Source organism: Gemmatimonas sp. UBA7669 (assembly GCF_002483225.1).
In the GTDB taxonomy this organism is placed as follows: Bacteria; Gemmatimonadota; Gemmatimonadetes; order Gemmatimonadales; family Gemmatimonadaceae; genus Gemmatimonas.
This window is the reverse complement of record NZ_DLHL01000063.1, coordinates 252,950-253,310: the sequence shown is the minus strand read 5'-3', so window position 1 is coordinate 253,310 and position 361 is coordinate 252,950. Positions and strand designations below refer to the sequence as shown.

The window sequence follows — 361 nt, the reverse complement described above, 5'->3', positions numbered from 1 at the left end:
CGCGCTGCTGCGCCACCTGCACGCTGCGCAAGGCGTCTTCGTACTCCTCGCGCCGCATGGCGCCGCGCAGCGTCTGCCGCAACCGCTCGGCCGTCTCCGGCGAGTCGACGGCGATTTGCAGCGGCTCCTCGTGCGGTCGGCGCGGCAACAGCTCCACGATGAGCGCCGGGTCGAGCGGCGGCTCCTCACCGGCAGCGCCCTCCGCCGGCGGTTCTTCTCCCGCCGGAGGCGCGGCCGGGTCCACCGCCGGCGTGGCCGCCGGGTCGGCGCCTTCGCCTGCGGCCTGGTCGCGGGGCAGGAACTGGCCGGTGACCGGGTCGCGCGGCTGCTCGCCACTCGCGGGCGCCGCGAGCTCGGCGGG

At 77.8% G+C, this 361-nt stretch carries 1 pseudogene; it reads right to left on the bottom strand.

Features of this window, described 5'->3' with window-relative positions:
• Positions 1 to 361: pseudogene (locus B2747_RS20110) on the bottom strand (hypothetical protein); the annotation flags it as partial.